Below are 18,321 nucleotides of genomic sequence, written 5' to 3' on the forward strand. Positions count from 1 at the left end.
CGCCTTATTGCGGTTCGCTGCCGCACTTCAGCGGCATCTTCAACGAGCCAGCGGGCGCGGGCACCGGGTTGGCGGGTGCTTGTTGCGTGGACAGCCAGGCGGCGACGGCAGTCACGTCGTCATCCGTCAGGCGCGAGGCGATCTGCTGCATGCAATCGGGCGCCTTCGCGTGACGCGTGCCCGACTTCCATGCGCCGACTTGCGCGCTGATGTAGTCCGAATGCAGGCCGACGAGACCCGGGATGGCCGGCTGCATGCCGGTCAGGCCCTTGCCGTGGCAGGCCGCGCACGCGGGAATGTTCTTCGATGCGTCGCCGTTCAGCACGATCTGCTGGCCGCGCGCGAGCGTCGAGGGCTGCACGTTCGACTTGGCGGGCGTCGGATACGGCGGACGCTGGTTCGAGAAGTACGTCGCGATCTGATGAAGGTAATCGTCCGAGAGATACGTGACGAGGTAGTTCATCGGCGGGTACTTGCGCCGGCCTTCGCGGAAATTCTGGAGCTGGTTGTACAGATAGTCGGCAGGCTTGCCGGCAAGACGCGGGAAGTAGTCGTTATCCGTGCCTTCACCGTGAACGCCGTGGCACGCGGTACAACCTTGCACGCGCGCGGCCATCGTGTCCGGTGCGATCGGCTGGTTTTGCGCCTGCGCGGCGGAGCTGAAAACGCCAGCGCTGCCTACCAGAGCCGAGGCAAACGCCATAGCGAGCAGCGGACGAAAAATGCGTCTTGAAAACACGCGACACTCCATGAAATTCGGGGACCTGCCGAGCTTCGTGCGGCTCGGTGCGAAGGTGGCGAACCACGGCCACGCAGGGGGCGGTGGGTGGCGGACCACGGCCACAGCGGCTCGACGAGCCTCTGATGCGACGCGGCATTCTATCATCGATGCATGATGATGACTATTTGACACAATCTCGCTCTGAGCCCCGCTGCAGCGCATTCGCGACAATATGCCGCGCGGCTATTGACCGCCCGAGGCGAACTTCCATAGCGCGAGCGGTTCATTGCGTTTCGACAAATAGTCGACTCGACGCGCGACGCCGAACCGTTGTGCTTCATGCAGTTTCGGAAGCGTCCGGCAAAAATTCAAGGCGTTTCGATGACGTTCGATGCTGTGCTGCACCGTAGACGTTCGTTTAGACTCCGCAGATTTCCTTCGATGACCATCCCCTCGGCAAAGCGCGTTCGCGCCGCGCCTGTTTCCGCATGATGAACGACGATCCTCTCTGGCTCGCGCAGACGGCCCTCGCGGCGCTCGCCGATCTCGCCTTCGCCTGCGCGCTGGGTGCGCTGCTGCTGAACGGCTGGCTCGCGCGCGAACAGGCGTTCGCGACCGTGTCGCCCGCGCGGCGCGGCTGGCGGCGCGCGGCGTGCGTCGGCCGAATCGCCGGGGCCGCGCTGATGCTGTGCAACTTCGCTTCGTTGTGGCTCCAGTCGGCGGCGATGAGCGGCGTGCCGATCGCGGAAGCGGGCGGATCGTTGTGGCTCGTCGCGACGGGCACGCATGCGGGCATCGGCTGGTCGGTGGCGCTGGCGGGCAGCGTGCTGTTGTTGATGACGTCGGCGGGTGGCGGCGCCCTATCGGCATCGCGGATCTTATCGGCGATGCTCGCGGCGCTGATCGTCGCGGCGGGCAAGTCGGCGGTCGGGCATGCCGCCGATGCGGGCGCGTTCTCGTTCGCCGAAGCGGTTCAAACACTGCATCTGCTCGCGACGGCGGCGTGGGGCGGCGTCGTCATCGCGGGCGCGCTCGTGTTGCCGGCGCTCGACACTTCCGTCGCGCGGGCGTTTCTGATTCGCACGGTCGCGCACATGTCGCGCGCGGCGACGTTCGCGGTGGCGTTCGTCGTCGTGACGGGCGTGTTCAACGCGTGGCGCGGCCTCGGGGGATCGCCCGCGGTGTTGAGCGCGAGCGCATGGGGTCATGTGTTGATCGTGAAAGTCGTGCTGGTCGCGATGGCGCTCGCGTTCGGCGCGCTCAATCGCTGGTCGGCGCTGCCGCGCTTGCGCCGCTCGGCATCGACGATGGACGCGCGCACGGTCATCAACGTGATGCGCATCGAAGCGCTGATGATGGCGGGGGTGTTCGTGGCGGCGGCCGTGCTGTCGCACAGCGTGCCGGGGGCGGCGCTCGCCGGGTGAAAACGGCGCGCGTCCTTACTCGTAGCCGAGCCTGTGACTGACGATCGGCGCGCAGAAGAGCGCCACAGCGCAGCCGATGATCTTGCCTTGCAGTTCGACGAACGCCGTGTGCGAATCGGCGAAGAAGATCACGTCGAGCAGTTGCGGAAGGCAGAACACGACCGCCGCGCCGATGAACCAGCGCGTCACCGCCGCGATGCGCCAGCCGTGTTGCGCGCCGATTCCCGCAGCCACCACCCGCGCCACGCCCAGCGCGACGAGCGAGCCCACTGCCAGCTGGGCGCGGACGTATTCATCGGGAAGGGTGTGCCACATGATCGTTCTCGCAGTTTTTTAGTGACTGTCGGCAAGCGTATGCGCAAGAAGCTCGCCAGTATGTACGAGAAAACGCAGATCGTGCGGGCCAGAAACAAAAAAGCCCGGTCGATGCCGGGCCTCGCGATCAGAACGTGTGCTCGGGTCCGGGGAAGCTGCCGTCTTTCACCGCGCGCACGTAGGCTTCGACCGCCGCGAAGATGCTCGGCTGTCCTTGCATGAAGTCCTTGACGAAGCGCGGCCGCTTGCCGTGGAAGATGCCGAGCATGTCGTGCAGCACGAGCACTTGCCCCGAGCAGTCGATGCCCGCGCCGATGCCGATGGTCGGGATCGCCACCGTTTCGGTGACTTCGCGCGCGAGCAGCGTCGGCACGGCTTCGATCACGAGCAGTTGCGCGCCCGCTTCCTGCAGCGCGATGGCGTCGCGCTTCATCTGCAGCGCCGCCGCTTCGGACTTGCCCTGCACCTTGAAGCCGCCGAACGCGTGCACCGACTGCGGCGTCAGGCCGACGTGCCCGCACACCGGAATCGAGCGCTCGACCAGAAAGCGCACCGTGTCCGCGAGCCACTCGCCGCCTTCGATCTTCACCATCTGCGCGCCCGCGCGCATCAGTTGCACGGCGTTCGCATAGGCATCTTCCTTCGAGCCGATCGTGCCGAACGGCATGTCCGCGACGATCAGCGCGCTGCGATTGCCGCGCGCGACCGATGCCGTGTGATACGCGATGTCGGCGAGCGTCACGGGCAGCGTCGTGTTATGGCCTTGCAGCACATTGCCGAGCGAATCGCCGATCAGCAGGACATCGACGCCCGCGCGTTCGAGCAGCGCGCCGAAGCTCGCGTCGTAGCACGTGAGCATCGCGATGCGCTCGCCGGCTTCGCGCATGGCCTGAAGTTTGGGGACGGTGATCGTCGCGCGATTCGTTTCCTGCAGATACGTCATGATCGTTTCACTGGAGAGAGCGTGGCCGCGCTGTGAACTCAGGCCGACACGCCTTTGACAAAGAATTCCTTGCGCCCGCGCATGGCCCCGATGCGCTCGATCAGGAGCGCGAGGTCGTCATCCGATGCAAGCGGGTTCAGGTGCTCCGCGTTCACCGTGAGCAGCGGCGTCGCGTCGTAGTGATAGAAGAACTCGTTATAGGCATCGCAGAGTGCGCGCAGATACGAATCGGAGATTTGCAGCTCCATCGGCAACGCGCGTTTCTGGATGCGCGAGAAGAGCACTTCGGGGCTCGCCTGCAGATAGATGACGAGATCGGGCGCGGGGCCGCTCGAACGTATGCGCGAGGCGACGTCCTTGTAGAGCTGAAACTCGTCGTCGGGCAGCGTGAGACGCGCAAACAGCTCGCTCTTTTGCGTGACGAAGTCGGTCATCAGCGCGGCGCCGCTCGTCACCATATCGGCGGCTTGCTGCGTTTGCGACGCGCGCTGCAACGCGAAGCTCAACTGCGTGGCGAGCGCGTGACGCGTGGTGTCGCGATAGAAGCGCTCGAGAAACGGGTTGTCCTGCGGGCGCTCGAAGAGCGTATGCATCGACCAGCGTTCGGCGAGCAGGGTCGCGAGCGTCGTCTTGCCGACGCCGATCGGCCCTTCGATCGCGATGTAACGATGCGGCGGCCGCAGTTGCGGCGCGGTGACGGTGAGTGGCGGAACGCTCATCGGCAGTCTGTCTTGTTGGAAGGGGCGGCGGTTGCATCCGTGCCGCGCGATGGCGCACCGACCATGCACTGGCAACTGGCGACCAGCTCGATGCGCTGATCGGCGACTTGCGCGATGAACGCATCCGCGCGGCCGCGTTGAGGAAGAATGAGATCCGGTTCGAGCTCGACGAGCGGCACCAGCACGAACGCGCGCTCGGTCATGCGTGGATGCGGCACGACGAGATCCGCTTCGTCGATGCTCGATGCGCCGTACAGCAGGATATCGAGATCGAGCGTGCGCGGCGCATTGCGATACGGCCGCTCGCGCCCGAACTGCGCCTCGATGTGATGACAGAGACGCAGCAGCGAGCGTGCTGCCAGGCTCGTGTCGAGCTTGACGACGCAATTGAAGTAATCGTCGCCCGATGCATCGATCGGCGCGGTGCGATAGACGCTCGATTTCGCGAGCACGGTGATCGTGTGCTGCTGGGCGAGACACACGACTGCGTCTTTCAGGGTCTGGCGCGCATCGCCGAGATTCGCCCCCAGGCCCAGATAAGCAATCGTCATGGCAGAAGTCCTACGCGTGGGTCACAGCGAAAAGCGGAAAAGCAACATGGCTCTTCGCTACTGTAACCAAAACCGGCGTTACTCGTTGTCGGCGCCTTCGCGCTTGTTGGCCGCACTCGATACCGCGTCGCCATTGCTACCTTGCGCGGCCTGGCTCTCCTGCGTGCCCGGCTCGCCGTCGCGGCGCTTCGCGTTGCTGCGGCGCCGACGCTTCTTCGGCGCGCCGCGCTCCTTGCCGCCCTGCGACAGCAGTGCTTCGCGCTCGGCGTGATCGCCACTGATGAAGTCGCTCCACCACTGGCCGATGGCCGCATCGAGCTCGCCCGATTCGCAACGCAGTAGCAGGAAATCATACCCCGCTCTGAATCTTTGGTGTTCCAGCAGCTTCAGCGCGCTGCGGCCGCGCTTTTCCAGCCGATGCTGAAGACCCCAGATCTCGCGCATGTCCGACGAGTAGCGCTTGTGGATCGCGAGCTTTTCCGTCTGCATGTCGAGGACGTCGTCCATCGCGTGATGCAACGCGGGCACCGGATATTCGCCGTTCGCCGTGTACTGCTGCCAGCGCGTCTGCACGTCGTGCCACAGGAGCGTGGCGAATAGAAAGCCCGGCGAGACAGACTTGCCCGCACGCACGCGCTCGTCGGTGCTGGTGAGCGCGAGGGTGACGAACTTTTCGCCGTGCGGTTGTTCGAGCACGACGTCGAGCAAGGGCAATACGCCGTGATGCAAGCCTTCCTGACGCAGACGCGTGAGACACGCGAGCGCGTGGCCGGACAGCAGCAGCTTGAGCATCTCGTCGAAGAGCCGCGCGGCCGGCACGTTGTTCATCAGGTCGGCGAGATCCTTGATCGGCGCGCGCGTGGCTTCGTCGATCTCGAAGCCGAGCTTCGCCGCGAAACGCACGACACGCAGCATGCGCACCGGATCTTCGCGATAGCGCGTGGCGGGGTCGCCGATCATGCGCAAGAGGCGCGCGCGGATGTCGGCCATGCCGTCGTGATAATCCAGCACGGTTTGCGTGGCCGGATCGTAGTACATCGCGTTGATGGTGAAGTCGCGGCGCGTGGCGTCTTCGTGCTGCTCGCCCCAGACGTTGTCGCGCAGCACGCGCCCGCTCGCGTCGACGGCATGCGTGCGGCCGTCGAGCTCGCCGCGCTTCAGGCGTCGCGGCGGTTCGGCGGACGGTTCCGGCGGCGCATCCATGAGCGCGCGGAACGTCGATGTCTCGATGATCTCCTGCCCGAACTGCACGTGCACGATCTGAAAGCGCCGCCCGATGATGCGGGCGCGGCGAAAGAGCTTCTGCACCTGATCGGGCGTGGCGTCGGTGGCCACGTCGAAATCCTTCGGCGCGACACCGAGCAAAAGATCGCGCACCGCGCCGCCGACGATGAACGCGCGATGCCCCGCGTGCTGCAGGCCGTCGGTCACGCGAACGGCGTTCTTCGAGATCAGCGATGGATCGATGCCGTGAATCTCCGACGACAGGATGACCGGCACGTTCGGGTCGCGCTTGACGGGCGCGGCGGCTTTCTTGCGTGTGCTCTTGCGAGCGGGTTTGGGCTCGGGCGAAGCAGTCGGCGTGTCGTTCGCTGCGCCGACGCTTGCGTCGGTGGTTTCTTGCCCGAACAGCTTGCGGATGAGTTTTTTAATCACGTGTATCGAACAGGTTCAGGATGCGCCAGCCTTTGGCTTGCGCATGCGCGCGCAGGGTGTCGTCGGGATTGGTCGCGACCGGATCGGTGACGCGCTCGAGCAGTGGAATGTCGTTGTGCGAGTCGCTGTAAAAATAGCTGTGCTTGAAGTCGTCGAGCTTCTTGCCGATCGACGCGAGCCATTGCTCGACGCGCACGATCTTGCCTTCGCGATAGCTCGGCGTGCCGGTCGGCCGGCCGGTGAGCGCGCCGTGCGGATGGTCGTCGACCGTTTCCACCTCGCAGGCGATCAGCGTTTCGATGCCGAATGCCTCCGCGATGGGCGCGGTGATGAACGCGTTCGTCGCGGTGACGAGGCAGCAGAGATCGCCGTTGTCCTGATGCTCGCGCACGAGCGTGACGGCCGTCGGCACGATGCGGGGATTGATCACCTCGCGCATGAATTGCGCGTGCCAGTCGGTGAGTTGCGCGCGCGAATATTTCGCGAGCGGGGCCAGCATTGCATGCAGATACGCGTTGATATCGAGCACGCCTGCCTTGTAATCGGCGTAAAAGGCATCGTTCTGACGCGCGAAAGACTCCGCGTCGACGATGCCGAGCTTCACCATGAAGCGGCCCCATTCGTGGTCGCTGTCGGTGGGAATGAGCGTGTGGTCGAGATCAAAGAGGGCGAGGTTCATGGGTGCGCATTCTACTTGAAGCAGGTCGGATCGTTGTCCGGCGCGGCCGGGCCGCGAGCGGGACTGGCCGGATCGCCGGGCGCCGGCTCCTGCGCCGACACGGGAACGAGCGGTGCGGCGCGGCCGCTCTGCTGGAGCATCGTGCGCAGCAGCGCCCGCGTCACCGCGCGCTTTTGTTCCAGCGAGAAGCGGTCCAGTTCGTCCAGCAGGGCCATGAGGCTCGGCATGTCGCGGCGGAAGTGCGTGAGCAGATAGCCGGGCACGTCCTCGGCGAGCACGATGCCGCGCTCACGCGCCGCGTGCTTCAGCACCGATGCCTTCGCTTCGTCGGACAGCGGCTGAAGGTGGAACACGAGACCCCAGCCGAGCCGCGTGCGCAGGTCTTCGCGCACGGTGAGCGCGAGCGGCGCGTCGCTGCCGGTCGCGACCAGCGCGCTCGTCGGATGCGCGCGCACTTCGTTGAAGAGATTGAAGAGGGCGATCTGCTGCGCGGGCGAAAGACGGTCGCAATCGTCGACGGCATAGAGCGACACGCGCGGATCGAAGCCGAAAGCGTTGAGCGCGCTTTGCGGGCTCAGGTAGCGCGCATGGCCGTTCGCTTCGTGCGTGAGCGCCTGCAGCAAATGGCTGCGGCCGCTGCCCGGCTCGCCCCACACGTAGAACGTGCGGTCGGCGACCGGCCCGGCCGCGAGCGCGCCCTCTAGCTCGCGCAGCCGCGCGATCAGTTCGTGATTGCCGGCGGCGAAAAAGTTGTCGAAGGTGGCGGGCGGCGGCGTGCCCAGATCGAGCGTCAGTTGGCGTTGCACGGGAGATCGGTGTCGTCGGGCCTTGAGTCGGGCGTATCTTGAAAAATGCCGGATGAGCTGCGGGTATACGCGCAAAGCCGTGCCGGACAGCGCTGTGCGCCAATGGCTCGGACGCTTTTCAGATCGCCTTCGATCTCGAAACGAGCGCCTTCGCAGATTCTGGCGAACGCGGGAAAATCCGGCCCGCCGACCGTCGCCGGGTCATCATCGGGTAAAATCGCATTTTACCGACCTTCTTGCTCTCCCCTCCATGAATCAACCGAAATCCGCCTCTGACGCCCAAGGTTTGTCGTATCGCGACGCGGGCGTGGACATCGACGCGGGCGACGCGCTCGTCGACCGGATCAAGCCGTTTGCCAAGAAGACCTTGCGCGACGGCGTGCTGGGCGGCATCGGCGGATTCGGCGCGCTCTTCGAGGTGCCCAAGAAGTACAAGGAGCCGGTGCTCGTCTCGGGCACGGACGGCGTCGGCACGAAGCTGCGCCTCGCTTTCACGCTGAACCGGCACGACACCGTCGGCCAGGATCTCGTCGCGATGAGCGTGAACGACATCCTGGTGCAGGGCGCCGAGCCGCTGTTCTTCCTCGATTATTTCGCGTGCGGCAAGCTGGATGTCGACACCGCCGCGGACGTCGTGAAGGGCATCGCGACGGGTTGCGAACTGGCGGGTTGCGCGCTGATCGGCGGCGAGACGGCGGAAATGCCGGGCATGTATCCGGACGGCGAATACGACCTCGCGGGCTTCGCGGTCGGTGCGGTGGAAAAGAGCAAGATCATCGACGGCAGCACGATCAAGCCGGGCGACGTGGTGCTGGGCCTCGCGTCGAGCGGCATCCATTCGAACGGGTATTCGCTGGTGCGCAAGATCATCGAGCGCGCGAATCCGGATCTGAACGCCGATTTCGACGGCCGCTCGCTCGCGGACGCGCTGATGGCGCCCACGCGCATCTACGTGAAGCCGCTGCTCTCGGCGATGCAAAGCGTCACGGTGAAGGGCATGGCGCATATCACGGGCGGCGGTCTGGTCGAGAACATTCCGCGCGTGCTGCGCGAAGGGCTGACGGCGGAGCTGGATCATCGCGCGTGGCCGTTGCCGCCGCTTTTCGCGTGGCTGCAGAAGCATGGCGGCGTCGCGGATGCGGAGATGCATCGCGTGTTCAATTGCGGGATCGGGATGGCGGTGATCGTCGCGGCGGAAGATGCCGATGCGGCTACCGGTTTGCTGTCGGCCGCGGGCGAGCAGGTGTGGAAGATCGGCGTCGTGCGCGAGAGCAAGGAAGGGGAGGCGCAGACGGTGGTGGTTTGAGATCGCTGCGTTGCGCTGAGAGAAACCCTCGCCGTGTGCGAGGGTTTTTGTTTTTGGAGGCTATGTTCGCAAGACCCGCTCCACTGCCTCCACCACCCGCTGCGTCGCATCCCCCGCACAGCAATCCACCACGATCCGCTCCGGCATCGCCCGCAACCACGTCAACTGGCGCTTGCACAACTGCCGCGTCGCGAAGATGCCCTTGTCGCGCATCTCGTCATAGCGCGTCGCGCCGTCGAGATATTCCCACGCTTGCCGATAGCCGACGCAACGCATCGAAGGCATCGACAGATTCAGATCGCCGCGCGCGCGCAAGGCGCGAACCTCGTCGATGAAACCGTGCGCGAGCATCGCGTCGAAACGCGCGGCGATGCGCGCGTGCAGCACCGCGCGATCCGAAGGCTCCAGCGCGACCGGCACGAAGCGAAACGGCGCATCCGCGTCCTGCGTGCGCGGCGCGGCGAGCAGCGCGGACATCGGCTGCCCGGACAGAATGAAAATTTCGAGCGCGCGCTGAATGCGCTGCGAGTCGTTCGGCGCGAGCCGCGCGGCGGTTTCCGGATCGACGGCCGCGAGCCGCGCGTGCAGCGCGGGCCAGCCGTCGCGGGCGGCGTCGGCATCGAGGGCGGCGCGCACATCGGCGTCGGCGGTGGGCAGGTCGTTCAGGCCTTGCGTCAGCGCCTTGTAGTACAGCATCGTTCCGCCGACGAGCAACGGCACCTTCCCTCGCGCGACGATTTCGCCGGCGAGCCGCAGCGCGTCCGCGCGAAACTGCGCGGCGGAATACGTGTCGGCGGGATCGATGATGTCGATCAGATGATGCGGCGCCGCCGCGCGCTCTTCGGCGCTCGGTTTGGCCGTGCCGATGTCCATCTCGCGATAGACGAGCGCCGAATCCACACTGATGATTTCGACCGGATGCCGCGCCGCGAACGCCAGCGCGGCCGCGGTCTTTCCCGAAGCGGTCGGCCCGAGCAGGCAGGCGACGGGCAAGGCGGAATCGCTCATTGTCCGCGCATGAAGAGGCGGTCGAGATCGGCGAGCGTGAGCTGATACCACGTCGGCCGGCCGTGATTGCATTGATCGGCGCGCTCGGTCGCTTCCATCTGGCGCAGGAGCGCGTTCATTTCGTCGAGCGTGAGCCGGCGATTCGCGCGCACCGCGTTGTGGCACGCGAGCGTGCCTAGCAATTCGTGCTGGCGCTCCGTGAGCACGCGCGAGCCGCCATACGCATGCAGATCCGCGAGCACCGCGCGCGCGAGCGATTGCAGATCGGCGTCCTTCAGCAATGCGGGCACCGCGCGGATCGCGATCGATGTCGGCGACAGCACCGCGAGATCGAAGCCGAGCGCATCGAGCGTCTCGCGCTCTTCCTCGACGATGCCGATCTCGACCGGCTCGGCCGTCATCGACACGGGAATCAGGAGCGGCTGCACAGCGATCGCGCGATCGGCGAGCGCGTGCTTGAACTGCTCGTAGAGAATGCGTTCGTGAGCGGCGTGCATGTCGACGATCACGAGACCGCGCGCGTTCTGCGCCAGCACGTAGATGCCGTGAATCTGGCCGACGGCAAAGCCGAGCGGCTGCTCGTCCGCATGATCGAGCGCGCTGTCGTTCGCCATCAGCGGCGTCGAAGGCCGCTCGTCGAGCGTCGGATAAGGCGTGTCGACGGCCGTCGTCGCGTTCGACGTGCCCGCGCCGATATCCTTGCGGCCGAAGAGCGCGTCATAGAGCGCAAGCGGTTGCGCGACCGGCAGCGTGCCCTGCGTCATGCGCGACTGGCGCATCCAGTTGGTGCCGTTCTCGCTTTTCGGATGCAGCGTTTCCGGCGCGCTGGCGAACGGTTTCGCACTGAACGACGCGGGCCCGGTCGGCGCCAGTTGCGCGGCGTGTCCGCCGGAAGTCGTCTCCGGCGATGCGCCCGCGTGCCGCGCCAGCGCGCGCTGCACGGCGTGAAACACATACTGATGGATCGAGCGCGAATCGCGAAAGCGCACTTCGATCTTCGACGGATGCACGTTCACATCGACGGATTCGGGCGGCAGATCGAGGAACAGCACGTAGGCCGGATAGCGATTGCCGTGCAGCACGTCTTCGTACGCCGCGCGCACGGCGTGCGTGAGCAGCTTGTCGCGCACGAAGCGGCCGTTCACGAAGAAATATTGCTGATCGGCGCGGCCGCGGCTCGCGGTCGGCAGGCCCGCGCATCCGTAGACGGCGAGCGGCCCGGCGCGCTCGTCGAGCGGCAGATGCGCGGTTTCGAACACCTCGCCGAGAATCTTCGCGACGCGCGTCCGCGGGTCGCTCGCGTTCCAGTGCTCGACGGCTTTTCCGTTGTGGATCACCGAAATCGCGACGTCCGGCCGCGCGAGCGCCGTGCGGCGAATCACGTCGAGGCAATGGCCGAGCTCGGTCTGCTCGCTCTTCAGGAACTTGCGGCGCGCGGGCGTGTTGAAATACAGCTCGCGCACTTCCATCGTCGTGCCGACGGTGCCCGCGGCGGGCGAGAGCGCGCCGGTCTGCGCGTCGATGCGCGTCGCGTGCGCGCAGCTTTCGGTGCGGCTCGTGATGAACAATTCGGCGACGGACGCGATCGACGCGATCGCCTCGCCGCGAAAACCGAGCGTCGCGACGGCTTCGAGCTCCGCGAGCGAGCGGATCTTGCTCGTCGCGTGGCGCATCAGCGCGAGGGGGAGTTCGTTCGGCGGAATGCCGCAGCCGTCGTCGGCGACCACGATGCGTTTCACGCCGCCTTCGTCGAGCGTGATGCGCAGCGTCGTCGCGCCCGCGTCGAGCGCGTTTTCCAGCAGTTCCTTGACGACCGACGCCGGCCGCTCGACCACTTCGCCCGCGGCGATCTGGCTGATGAGCTGGTCGGGCAGCGGGGCGATGGCGCGCGAACGGCGCCCGCCATCGGCTGTCAAAGCGCCAGCGGAGGTTTCGTTGAGGTCGGACATGGCGAAATTATAGCGATTCGCAACGTCTCGCCTTTTTTGCCTCCGGCCGGATCGCCAGCATCCGTCCAACCCCGCCAACACCCGGTGCGATGGCGTCGGGATACGGGTTTTTTAACAGACGCGCCGCGCCACTTCGGTATCATGGCGCGACTCCCGCATTCGATGCCCATGCGCCGCTTGTTTCGGCGCGGGCCTATTTTTCGAGGAAAGATTTTTGGACACGTTGCTGCAATTCCTGGGACTCATCCTTCACATCGACAAGTCGCTCGGTGTCTTCATCCAGAATTACGGCGCCTGGGTCTACGCGGTGTTGTTTCTGATCGTGTTCTGCGAAACCGGCCTCGTCGTGTTTCCGTTCCTGCCGGGCGATTCGCTGCTGTTCATCGGCGGCGCGTTCGCCGCGTCGCACGAGATGGACCTGTTCGCGCTGATCGCGCTCCTGCTCGTCGCGGCGGTGACCGGCAACACGGTGAATTACTGGATCGGCCGCGCCATCGGGCCGAAAGTCTTCGACACGAACATTCCCGTGCTCGAACGCTTTCTCGACCGGGCCGCGCTGCAGAAGACGCATAACTTCTACGAGAAGCACGGCGGCAAGACCATCGTGATCGCGCGTTTCGTGCCGGTGGTGCGCACCTTTGCGCCGTTCGTCGCGGGTGTGTCGTCGATGAGTCACGCGCGCTTTCAGCTTTTCAATATTCTGGGCGCGCTGATCTGGGTGTTGTTGCTCGTGTTGCTCGGCTATTTCTTCGGCAACATTCCGTTCATCAAGCAGTATCTGAACGTGATCGTGCTGGTGGGGATCGGCGCGGCGATCGTGCCGGTCGCGATCGGGGCGCTGTGGAAGATGAGTCGCCGCAATTCGAAGGCTTGATTCGGAGGCTCGAAGGGGCGGAATGCCGCGAGGCCGTCGAATGCCGGCCTCGCGGACGCTTGCAATCGCGTTAGCGGCGGAACAGGCGGACGATGAAAAGCAGCACGACCGCGCCAATCACGGCCGTGATCAGCATGCCGAGGATGCCGCCGCCGAACGAGATGCCGAGCGTGCTGAAGATCCATCCGCCGATCACGCCGCCGACGATGCCGACGAGAATGTCGACGATCACGCCGAAGCCGCTGCCGTTCATGATGAGACCGGCGAGCCAGCCGGCAACGCCGCCGATGATCAGGCTGAGGATGATTCCGTGTTGCATGATTTGCATGCGCTGAGACTCCTGTCGAATTGAGAGGTGCGGGACGCAGGCATGACCTGCGTTCGGGCGTGGGCAATGTAGCGGAAATGACCGCGGCAGGGGCCCGTCAACTGTCAAGGATTGTCTATGCAGCCGGCTGCCACGACGCGGGCGACCGGCGACGCGTGGCCGGGGCGATTTTCGTCAAAAATTTAGAATGCCAAAGGGTTTGGTCGGCCATTTTCCGAAGTGTGTCGTTTAGGTCACTGAGGCGAATTTGTTTCTGTAATGTTTTATGCTGGCGGCATTCTGTTTCTTCAGAATGTGAGCTACGTGTGGGGCGAGCGGGTGCGCGCCTTTGCGTTAAGTGAAGACGCCGCGCGATTTGGCGCGGCCGGCAAGTTGAAATAGTTCAAGACGACAAGCATGAAAAAGCGGGTGGCGATGCACAAGGAAGGTTTCGGATCGAATGCGCGCGGGGCGATCGCGGGCATGGCGCTCGTCGCGGGGATGGCCGCGGCGCTGACGGGATGTTCATCGACGCCGCGCACGCCCGCGCCGATCGTCGAAAGCTCGGCGCTGAGCGCGCCGCCGGTCGTACAGAGCACGTCGCCGAGCGTGACGCCCGCGCCGGTCGTGCCGCTCGGGCCGACGACGTCCGCGCCCGTCGAGGCCGGGTTTTATCGCGTGAAACCGGGCGATACGCTCTACGGCATTTCGCGCACCTTCAAGCAAAAGCCGGCCGATCTGGCCAAGTGGAATACGCTGCCCGAAAGCCGACAGGTGAATGTCGGTCAGGTGTTGCGCGTGGCGCCGCCGGGCGCGTCGACGACAGCAAGCACGGCGGGCACGGCAACCGCTGGATCGAAGATGGCGCAGCCGCCGCTTCTGCCGACGCCGGAAAAATCCGTCGCGCAGAAACCGGCGTCCGACAAGCCCGCCGCAACGAGCGAAGAGCATCCGGCCACCGTCACCGCGACCGCGCCCAAGGGCACCTTCGTGTGGCCCGTGCACGGCGAGGTCGTGCGCAAGTTCGGCGCGAGCGGCAACAAGGGCATCGATATCGAGGGCAAGGTCGGGCAGCCGGTCAAGGCGGCGGCGTCGGGCAAAGTGGTGTATGCCGGCAGCGGCTTGCGTTCTTACGGTCGCATGATCATCGTCAAGCACGGGAATGATTATCTGACCGCCTACGCGTATAACGACAAACTGCTCGTGAAAGAAGGCGACACTGTCAGGCAGGGCGCCACGATTGCGGACATGGGCACCGGGCCGAGCGGCACGCCGGCGCTGCACTTCGAAGTGAGAAAGTCGGGCGCGGCAGTCGACCCGATGCCGCTGCTCGGCGCGGCCGGCGGCTGATCCGGTCACGCGAAGAGGGGGTGAAGTTGAAGAAGATCATGATCACCGCACTTGCCGCGGCGTCGTTGACATCGTTGCTTTCGGGTTGCGATCAGCAGCAAAGCGAGGAAGCGGTGAACAAGCTCAAGTCGTTTTTCAACGCGGTGAAGCCGGACAACCTGCTGCTCAAGAACCTGCAGCCCGGCGTCACGACCGAGGCGCAGATCCGCGACCAGATGGGCGAACCGGAGACGGAGCGCACTTTCACCGATGGCAGCAAGCGCTTCGAGTATCCGCGCGGGCCGGCGGGGACGACCACCTACATGGTCGATCTCGATGCCAACGGCCGCTTCGTTTCCGTGACGCAGGTGCTGACCGCCGCGAACTTTGCGAAAGTGCGGCCCGGCATGACGATGGACGAAGTGCGCAGACTGCTCGGCAAGCCGACCGAAATTGCGGAGTATCGCCTGAAGCAGGAGCGCGTGTGGAGCTGGCATTGGCTGGAAGACGGCGTGAATCAGGACGCGATGTTCAACGCGCACTTCGGGCCGGATGGCACCGTCGTCACGACTTCGCGTTCCGAAGCGATCCGCGGCGGCCAGCGTTGATTACCCAGGCATGAGTACGATGAGCGATCCGTCTATCTGCAACACGCGCCTTCGTCTGATGGACGAAGCGTCGCGCTATCGCGATCAGGCGCTGCACCATCCGGACGAGAACACGACCGCGCGCTGGGAGTGCGGGCGCGGTCATCGCTGGGACAAGACGCTCGATATCGCGCAGAACGTGTGCTGCATGAACTGCGCGTCCGAGCGGCGCGAGCTGGAAACGAAGCGTTTGCGCGAAGTCGCGAGCGTGCGCGGCGGCATGCTGCTCTCGCGCAGCTATGTCGATGCCGCGACGCCATTGAGTTGGCAATGCGCCTACGGCCACGTGTGGGACGCGCGGCCCGACACGGTGTTGCGCCATTGGTGCGTCGACTGCGCGAGGACCGTGTTCGCCGGCATACGCTGATCCGCGATCGACACCACAAAAGAAAAAGCCGGCGAATGCCGGCTTTTGAGCTTCTTTGTCGGGGCGCTGGCCTCCTTCGCCTGCGACTCGCCGCGTCGTTGGCAAAAACTCGCGCTTTGCTTTTTTATTCTTGCGCTCTGCTTTTACCCACCACTCGTTCGAGTGCCGCCCATCCTGTTCGTCGGTCTCTCGGCGCGTTTTGCTGCTTCCCCCCGTGCGCTGGAATAAGTATTGCGAATCGCCATTTCCTGGAATGTACGCTCGCAAACACACTCGCGCATTGTTAAGCCCATTAGGGGAAAGCCCCGACTTTCGGCGCGATGCTCAGCTTGCCGACACCATGCTCTGCGCGCGTCCGACGCCCGAACGCATGTTCGCCGCGACGAGCGATTGCGTGACCATGCGCGCTTCGGCTTGTGCAATGTGTTCGAGCGTCGCGTCTTCCAGTTGCGCCGCGAAAACGGCGAGGCCCGTGCAGAGGCGCGCGTACTGATCGGCATCGAGCGTCCAGACGGCGTCGGCCGAATGACGTGCATCCAGCTCGACCAGCGCTTCGTGCGCGAGCGTGATGTCGTCTTCGCATTCCGGCGCGTGCCCGAGCTGGCAGAGCTCTTCCGCAACCAGCATGTGACGGCAGAGCGTCATGAAGAGCGATTGCGAGCCGTGTCCGCGATGAAACGCGTCGAGCGCCACGTAGCAGCGCAGCAGCATCGCGTCGATCATCGGTTCGCGTGCGGCGCGGCTGTATGTCAGCGCGCGCAACAACGGCGACATCGCGGGACGGGCGGACTTCATGTTCGTCGATTTCTTCTTCACGGCAGATCTCCCGAAAGAGGTTTTCGCGTGGGCCGGCGCGGTCTGTCGCGTCGGGACGCTGGGTGCGTTGGATGCATTTGGCGTGGAAAGCATCATCGCACCGGAGAATTAGCTGTTTCTTAAGGCGTGCCGCCGCCTGCTCACGCGGGCGTCAACGTGTCGCCGGAGACGTGCACCTTCTGGCCGACCGCCACACCGGGCGCGGCCTGGTAGTCGAAGCGGCGCACGCTGCCGTCGTTCATCCGAACCTGCACCTGATAGGTCGTCGCCTTGTGAACGACGTGCTCGATCTGATTGCCCGCGAGCCCGCCGCCGATCGCCCCGATGATCGTCGCTGCCGTGCGACCGCGGCCGTTGCCGATCTGCGTGCCCGCGAGCCCGCCGACCACCGCGCCGCCGATCGCGCCGATGCCGGTGGTCGGCTGAGCGGTCTGCACGGCATCGACGGCGGTGACTTCGCCGGCGTAAGGATCGTAGGCGGGCGCGGGAGGCGGCGAGTAGGACGTGTTGCCCTGAACCGGAGCGGGCCTGTGCACCGGCGTCGGATGATGCCCGCGCACCGCGCGCGGCAGCGATGCGGCTGGCGCGGTCGCCGGCTGCGACGCCTGCACGACCGGTGCGGGCCCGGCCGTTTGCGCATCGGCGGGCGGCGCGGCCGTGACCGTCGCGGCAGTCGCCTTCGACGACGGCAGGAGGCCCGTCATCGCAGCGACGCCGGTGCCGCACGCGAGGATGATCGACACGGCGGCGGCCGCGACGAGCGGATGGATGCGCGACGGCTTCGTTTGAATCTCGCGAATTTCGGGTGTGGCGTTCATGGCAGCGACTCCTGTGGGTGCCTGCCAGCTATAACGCCGCGCAACGATGGCGGTGGACGCGATTGCTGTGACATTTGTAAGTAAAAGTCGCGGCGCGCGGTTGTCCAAAACGGCCTAGGGTGAATACATATGTTGCGTTATTTTTGTCGATGGCAACATATGTTTCATTCGATACGAAAAGAGGCCTTCATGAAATCCACATCGCTGCTTGCATCCGCTATTGCGTTGTCGCTCATTTCGGGCGCGAGTTACGGCCAGGACGGCCAGTCGACGCTCGCCAAGGTCCAGAGCGTCGATCTCATCGCGATCGGACATCGCGAAACGTCCGTGCCGTTCTCCTATGTCGACGCGAACAACAACGTCGTCGGCTTTTCGCAGGACTTGTGCAACAAGGTGATCGACGCGGTCAAGGCGAAGACGAAACATCCGGACTTGCGCGTGCGCTTCATTCCGGTGACCTCGCAGAACCGCATTTCGCTGGTGCAGAACGGCACCGTCGATCTCGAATGCGGCGTGACGACGAATCTCACGTCGCGGCAGAATCAGGTCGCGTTTTCGGATACGTTCTTCGTCGCGACGACACGTCTGCTCACGAAGAAGGATTCCGGCATCAAGGATTTTCCCGATCTCGCGGGCAAGACCGTCGTGACGAATCAGGGCACGACGTCCGAGCGCATTCTTCGCAAGATGAACGAAGAGAAGAAGATGAACATGAGCATCATCAGCGCGAAGGACTACGGGGAAGGGCGCGCGACGCTCGAGACCGGCCGCGCGGTGGCCTACATGATGGACGACGTGCTGCTCGCGGGTACGCGTTCGCTGACGGCGAAGCCGTCGGACTGGGTGCTCGTCGGCACGCCGCAGTCATCGGAGGCATACGGCTTCATGATGCGCAAGGACGATCCGGAGTTCAAAAAGCTCGTCGACGACGCAATGAGTCAGGTGATGAAAAGCCCCGAGATCAAGACGATGTACGACAAGTGGTTCATGAAACCGGTGCCGCCGAAGAACGTCAATTTCGATTTCCCGATGAGCGAGACGATGCAGAAGCTCTACGCCGCCCCGAACGACAAGGCGTTCGAATAG

The 18,321-nt window shown here is 65.0% G+C and carries 20 protein-coding genes; 7 read left to right on the top strand and 13 right to left on the bottom strand.

Annotation, left to right across the window (positions count from 1 at the left end; genetic code table 11):
- Window positions 1-4: 4 nt before the first annotated feature.
- On the bottom strand, window positions 5-751 hold the full coding sequence (locus U4Y90_RS24540) for a c-type cytochrome (RefSeq protein ID WP_321798507.1): 747 nt from the start codon (window positions 749-751) through the stop codon (window positions 5-7).
- A 461-nt stretch (window positions 752-1,212) separates the two neighbouring features.
- Between U4Y90_RS24540 and U4Y90_RS24545 the strand changes: the two genes are divergently transcribed.
- On the top strand, window positions 1,213-2,145 hold the full coding sequence (locus tag U4Y90_RS24545) for a copper resistance D family protein (RefSeq protein ID WP_321798509.1): 933 nt from the start codon (window positions 1,213-1,215) through the stop codon (window positions 2,143-2,145).
- A gap of 15 nt (window positions 2,146-2,160) precedes the next feature.
- On the opposite strand, the gene U4Y90_RS24550 is transcribed toward U4Y90_RS24545, so the two are convergent.
- The 7 genes from U4Y90_RS24550 to hda all read right to left on the bottom strand — a co-directional run bounded on the left by U4Y90_RS24550 (window position 2,161) and on the right by hda (window position 7,814).
- Window positions 2,161-2,460, bottom strand: coding sequence for a hypothetical protein (locus U4Y90_RS24550; protein ID WP_321798422.1), 300 nt, complete (start codon window positions 2,458-2,460; stop codon window positions 2,161-2,163).
- 127 nt (window positions 2,461-2,587) lie between these two features.
- Entirely contained in the window at window positions 2,588-3,403 is an 816-nt protein-coding gene (panB, locus tag U4Y90_RS24555) for a 3-methyl-2-oxobutanoate hydroxymethyltransferase (RefSeq protein ID WP_321798424.1), read from the bottom strand.
- A gap of 38 nt (window positions 3,404-3,441) precedes the next feature.
- Window positions 3,442-4,122 carry a deoxynucleoside kinase gene (locus tag U4Y90_RS24560; protein ID WP_321798425.1) on the bottom strand — a complete coding sequence of 227 codons (681 nt, stop codon included), beginning with the start codon at window positions 4,120-4,122 and terminating at the stop codon, window positions 3,442-3,444.
- Window positions 4,119-4,673 (bottom strand): 2-amino-4-hydroxy-6-hydroxymethyldihydropteridine diphosphokinase, encoded by a 555-nt coding sequence (gene folK / locus U4Y90_RS24565; protein WP_321798427.1) that lies wholly within the window; start codon window positions 4,671-4,673, stop codon window positions 4,119-4,121. The genes U4Y90_RS24560 and folK overlap by 4 nt, the downstream gene beginning before the upstream one ends.
- A 78-nt stretch (window positions 4,674-4,751) precedes the next feature.
- Complete coding sequence (gene pcnB / locus U4Y90_RS24570) at window positions 4,752-6,329, bottom strand: polynucleotide adenylyltransferase PcnB (RefSeq protein ID WP_321798428.1); 1,578 nt, start codon at window positions 6,327-6,329, stop codon at window positions 4,752-4,754.
- Window positions 6,322-7,008, bottom strand: a complete 687-nt coding sequence (locus U4Y90_RS24575; RefSeq protein ID WP_321798429.1) for an HAD family hydrolase — start codon at window positions 7,006-7,008, stop codon at window positions 6,322-6,324. The genes pcnB and U4Y90_RS24575 overlap by 8 nt, the downstream gene beginning before the upstream one ends.
- A gap of 11 nt (window positions 7,009-7,019) precedes the next feature.
- Window positions 7,020-7,814: a DnaA regulatory inactivator Hda gene (gene hda / locus U4Y90_RS24580; protein ID WP_321798431.1), complete on the bottom strand. Its 795-nt coding sequence runs from the start codon at window positions 7,812-7,814 to the stop codon at window positions 7,020-7,022.
- A 250-nt stretch (window positions 7,815-8,064) separates the two neighbouring features.
- Between hda and purM the strand changes: the two genes are divergently transcribed.
- A complete protein-coding gene (gene purM / locus U4Y90_RS24585; protein ID WP_321798433.1) occupies window positions 8,065-9,120 on the top strand; it encodes a phosphoribosylformylglycinamidine cyclo-ligase in 1,056 nt (351 codons plus the stop codon).
- 60 nt (window positions 9,121-9,180) lie between these two features.
- Here the strand turns inward: purM and miaA are convergent, their stop codons facing one another.
- Together miaA and mutL are read right to left on the bottom strand one after the other, a co-directional pair.
- Window positions 9,181-10,128, bottom strand: coding sequence for a tRNA (adenosine(37)-N6)-dimethylallyltransferase MiaA (gene miaA, locus U4Y90_RS24590; protein ID WP_321798435.1), 948 nt, complete (start codon window positions 10,126-10,128; stop codon window positions 9,181-9,183).
- The gene (gene mutL / locus U4Y90_RS24595; protein ID WP_321798437.1) at window positions 10,125-12,077 is read right to left on the bottom strand and encodes a DNA mismatch repair endonuclease MutL; all 1,953 of its coding nucleotides are present in this window, start codon (window positions 12,075-12,077) and stop codon (window positions 10,125-10,127) included. The genes miaA and mutL overlap by 4 nt, the downstream gene beginning before the upstream one ends.
- Window positions 12,078-12,291: 214 nt before the next feature.
- Between mutL and U4Y90_RS24600 the strand changes: the two genes are divergently transcribed.
- Window positions 12,292-12,951 carry a DedA family protein gene (locus tag U4Y90_RS24600; RefSeq protein WP_321798439.1) on the top strand — a complete coding sequence of 220 codons (660 nt, stop codon included), beginning with the start codon at window positions 12,292-12,294 and terminating at the stop codon, window positions 12,949-12,951.
- A gap of 70 nt (window positions 12,952-13,021) precedes the next feature.
- Here the strand turns inward: U4Y90_RS24600 and U4Y90_RS24605 are convergent, their stop codons facing one another.
- On the bottom strand, window positions 13,022-13,270 hold the full coding sequence (locus U4Y90_RS24605; RefSeq protein ID WP_321798510.1) for a GlsB/YeaQ/YmgE family stress response membrane protein: 249 nt from the start codon (window positions 13,268-13,270) through the stop codon (window positions 13,022-13,024).
- A 405-nt stretch (window positions 13,271-13,675) separates the two neighbouring features.
- Between U4Y90_RS24605 and U4Y90_RS24610 the strand changes: the two genes are divergently transcribed.
- Genes U4Y90_RS24610 through U4Y90_RS24620 form a run of 3 tightly spaced genes read left to right on the top strand, consistent with a single transcriptional unit; the run spans window position 13,676 to window position 15,601 of the window.
- Window positions 13,676-14,608 (top strand): peptidoglycan DD-metalloendopeptidase family protein, encoded by a 933-nt coding sequence (locus U4Y90_RS24610; protein WP_321798441.1) that lies wholly within the window; start codon window positions 13,676-13,678, stop codon window positions 14,606-14,608.
- Window positions 14,609-14,646: 38 nt separating this feature from the next.
- Window positions 14,647-15,195: an outer membrane protein assembly factor BamE domain-containing protein gene (gene bamE, locus U4Y90_RS24615; RefSeq protein ID WP_321798442.1), complete on the top strand. Its 549-nt coding sequence runs from the start codon at window positions 14,647-14,649 to the stop codon at window positions 15,193-15,195.
- A gap of 19 nt (window positions 15,196-15,214) precedes the next feature.
- Window positions 15,215-15,601 (top strand): hypothetical protein, encoded by a 387-nt coding sequence (locus tag U4Y90_RS24620; protein ID WP_321798444.1) that lies wholly within the window; start codon window positions 15,215-15,217, stop codon window positions 15,599-15,601.
- 324 nt (window positions 15,602-15,925) lie between these two features.
- Here the strand turns inward: U4Y90_RS24620 and U4Y90_RS24625 are convergent, their stop codons facing one another.
- A complete protein-coding gene (locus U4Y90_RS24625) occupies window positions 15,926-16,417 on the bottom strand; it encodes a hypothetical protein (protein ID WP_321798446.1) in 492 nt (163 codons plus the stop codon).
- Between the two features lie 140 nt (window positions 16,418-16,557).
- Window positions 16,558-17,235 carry a glycine zipper 2TM domain-containing protein gene (locus U4Y90_RS24630; protein ID WP_321798448.1) on the bottom strand — a complete coding sequence of 226 codons (678 nt, stop codon included), beginning with the start codon at window positions 17,233-17,235 and terminating at the stop codon, window positions 16,558-16,560.
- Window positions 17,236-17,424: 189 nt separating this feature from the next.
- On the opposite strand from U4Y90_RS24630, the gene U4Y90_RS24635 reads away from it, so the two are divergent.
- The gene (locus U4Y90_RS24635) at window positions 17,425-18,321 is read left to right on the top strand and encodes a glutamate/aspartate ABC transporter substrate-binding protein (protein ID WP_321798450.1); all 897 of its coding nucleotides are present in this window, start codon (window positions 17,425-17,427) and stop codon (window positions 18,319-18,321) included.

The sequence above is a fragment of the Caballeronia sp. J97 genome, from assembly GCF_905220305.1.
GTDB lineage: Bacteria > Pseudomonadota > Gammaproteobacteria > Burkholderiales > Burkholderiaceae > Caballeronia.